The 3,021-nt window shown below is 72.7% G+C and carries 2 protein-coding genes and 1 pseudogene; all 3 read right to left on the bottom strand.

Annotation, left to right across the window (positions count from 1 at the left end):
• Nucleotides 1-1,169, bottom strand: a pseudogene (locus tag G6017_RS11685) (hypothetical protein); the annotation flags it as partial.
• An 82-nt stretch (nucleotides 1,170-1,251) separates the two neighbouring features.
• A complete protein-coding gene (locus G6017_RS11680; RefSeq protein WP_182617486.1) occupies nucleotides 1,252-2,649 on the bottom strand; it encodes a sigma 54-interacting transcriptional regulator in 1,398 nt (465 codons plus the stop codon).
• Nucleotides 2,650-2,720: 71 nt separating this feature from the next.
• On the bottom strand, nucleotides 2,721-3,021 hold a 301-nt coding region (locus G6017_RS11675), incomplete at its 5' end, for a carboxymuconolactone decarboxylase family protein (protein WP_182617485.1).

Genomic DNA, 3,021 nt, shown 5'->3' with positions numbered 1-3,021 from the left:
CGCAGGAGGGAACCGCCGAGCTTGCGCAGGGCGGCCGGGGACAGCCTCAGGTCGCCGTCGGGGCGCCTGCTCAGGTACCCCGACTCGCGCATCGACTGCTCGAGCCGCGCCAGCGTGCGCAGGGAGACCGCGGCCTCGCCACCGAGGTGACGGGCCACGGCCTTGAGGTCCAGTTCGGACAGGGGCGAGCCCTCACTGCCCCGCGCCAGCTGCTCGGCGAGACGGTCCAGGTCGCCGAGCTCGGCCATGGCCGCCGCGCCCTCGGAGAACCCCAGCCCCTCCTCGCCGGAGAAGTCCGCGGAGCCGTCCCAGTCCTCGCCGGGCCGGAGCGACTGGAGCAGGCCGTCGAGGCGCCCGAGCTGCTCCATGAGTTCCGGCGAGCCGAACGCCTGCTGCGAGAGCGCCATCAGCTCCTCCCGCTGCTCCGGCGTCATCGACCGCATCATGCGTTGCGCGGCCGCCGCGCGCCTGGCCAGGACGTCGATGAGCTCGTCGATGTCGGCGGGTTGCTCCGGGAAGGAGTCGGAGTGCTTGTCCATGAAGCGCTCGAAGTCCTCGGGGGTGTCCTGCCCGCGAGCGTGCTTGTCGAGCAACTCGGTGAGGTCGGCGAGCATCTCCGACACCGCCGCCCGGTCGTCGTCGGTCGCGTTCTCCAGGGCCTGTTTCATGCCGGCGAACCGCGACTCTAGCGCCTCCGCCCCGAGGAGGTCCTGGATCCGGCGGTAGGCCTCGCGGGCATCGGTGGAGGCCCAGTCGTAGTCGGCCAGCTCCCCGACCGCCGCGGCCGGGGAGTCCGGGAGGTTCTCGATCGTCATCTCGCGCAGGGTCCGATCCATCGGGTCCATCTGCGTGTCCCGGGCGAGCTGCCCGCGCTCGGCCAGCAGGGCCTTGTCCAGGAGCTCGGACACCTCCTCCAGGGTCCCGCCCAGGTGGCCTCGCTCGAGCAGTTCACGGCGACGGCGCTGCACCTTGCCGGCCAGGTCGTCGAGACCGGTCTGGCCTCGTCCGCCCCAACGCAGGAACTCGCGCATCGACTGCTCGGGCGAGTATCCGGACATCACCCCGTCGGACACCGCGTCGAGCGCCTCGGACAAATCGAGAGGGGGCGCGAGCGGGTCGGGGCCGCCGACGTAGCGGCCGTACCGCGCGCGGGGTTCATCTCGCGACATCGCGTACCTCCTGCTCCGGCGGCGTCCCGGCCCTCACCGTCGACCTCATCGGCCGGTCGGCGGGTACGGCCACCGCGGGGTGTCAGCCGTAGACGGCGGCGCCGTCCCCGGTCTCCTTGGACAGACGCCGCGAGAGGTAGAGCCCCTCCAGCGCGAACTCGATCGCCCCGGCCCGCTGCCCCACCGTCGTGGCGCCCGCGCGTTCGGCGATCTGGTCGTACAGGCCCGGCTCGGAGAGCTCGGGCAGGGCCTCGAGGAACTCCGCCGCGGTCACGCTGGCGCCGGTCGTCAGGGTCACCGAGCCGTCGAACGCCTCCACGAGCGGGGCCAGGTCGAGACCGCGGAACATCTCGCGCACCACGTTGACGGTGGCACTGCGCAGGAGGTAGCGGAGGATCTCCGGCTCGCGGCCCTCCTCCCCCGGCTCGAACTCGATCTTCCCGCGGAGCACGTCCACGGCGGCGTCGACGTCGACCAGCCTCGCCACCGCCTCGCCGGGGTCGTCGGTCCCGCGGACGGCGGCGCGACGCCTGGCCGCCGCCGCGACGGTCTCGGCGCCGGCTATCGCGAAGCGCGCGGACACGCCGGAGGCCTGGTTGACCGAGTCCGACGTCCGCAGTTCGCGGGTGAACCGGGCGAGCAGCTCCATCAGGGCGTCCGGGACCTCCGCCGTGAGGTCCGCCTCCTGCCGCACGACCTCGATCTCGTCGGACAGGTCCAACGGGTAGTGCGTGCGGATCTCGGCGCCGAAACGATCCTTGAGCGGGGTGATGATCCGGCCGCGGTTGGTGTAGTCCTCCGGGTTGGCCGAGGCCACCACCAGCACGTCGAGGGGCAACCGGAGCACGTAACCCCGGATCTGGACGTCCCGCTCCTCCATGACGTTGAGCAGGGCCACCTGGATGCGCTCCGCCAGGTCGGGGAGCTCGTTGAGCGCCACGATGCCGCGGTTGGCGCGGGGCACCAGTCCGTAGTGGATGGTCTCCGGGTCGCCCAGGCGCCGTCCCTCGGCCACCCGCATGGGGTCGACGTCGCCGATCATGTCCGCCACGGAGGTGTCCGGGGTGGAGAGCTTCTCGACGTACCGCTCGGTCCGGTGTCGCCAGCCGATGGGCAGGGCGTCCCCCTCCCTGGTGACCCGGTCCCGCGTCTCCGTGGTGATCGGCGCGAGCGGGTCCTCCCCGAGCTCGGATCCCTCGACGACGGGCGACCACTCGTCGAGCAGTCCCACCAGGGTGCGCAGCAGGCGGGTCTTGCCCTGTCCGCGCTCGCCCAGCAGGACGATGTCGTGGCCCGCGATGATCGCCCGCTCCAGTTGCGGGATGACCGTGGAGTCGAATCCGTGCATCCCCGGCCAGGGATCGCGGCCCGCGGCCAGGCCCGCCAGGAGGTTCTCGCGCATCTCCTCGCGCAGGCTGCGGCTGGTGTACCCCGCGGCGCGCAGTTCGCCGAGGGTCTGGACGTCCGGCTTCTCGCTCACAGCGCCCACGGTAGTCCCGATGCGGCTCCCGTGCTCCCGGCGCTGGCCCGGCACCCCGCCCGGGCCCGGGATCAGTCCTCGATCCGCACCCGGTGGTCGCTGGCGATCGAGACCCGGTTGAAGGCGTTGATCAACACGATCGACCACTCGAGCGCGGAGAGCTGGTCCTCGTCGAAGTGCTCGGCGGCGGCGGCGGTGGCCGCCCCGCGCTCGTCGACGCTGTCCAGGCGCGTGAGCGTCTCCGCCAGGCGGAGAGCCGCCCGTTCGGGATCGCCGAACTCGTCGATGTCCCGCCACGCCGGGAGCAGGTCCAGGCGCTCCTGCGAGACCCCTGCCTTCCGGGCGGCCGGCACGTGCGTGGCCAGGCAGGCC

It is taken from the genome of Dietzia sp. B44, assembly GCF_014145245.1.
GTDB classification, from domain to species: domain Bacteria; phylum Actinomycetota; class Actinomycetes; order Mycobacteriales; family Mycobacteriaceae; genus Dietzia; species Dietzia natronolimnaea.
Note: the sequence above shows the minus strand (reverse complement) of the source record. Positions and strands in the feature narration are given on the sequence as shown.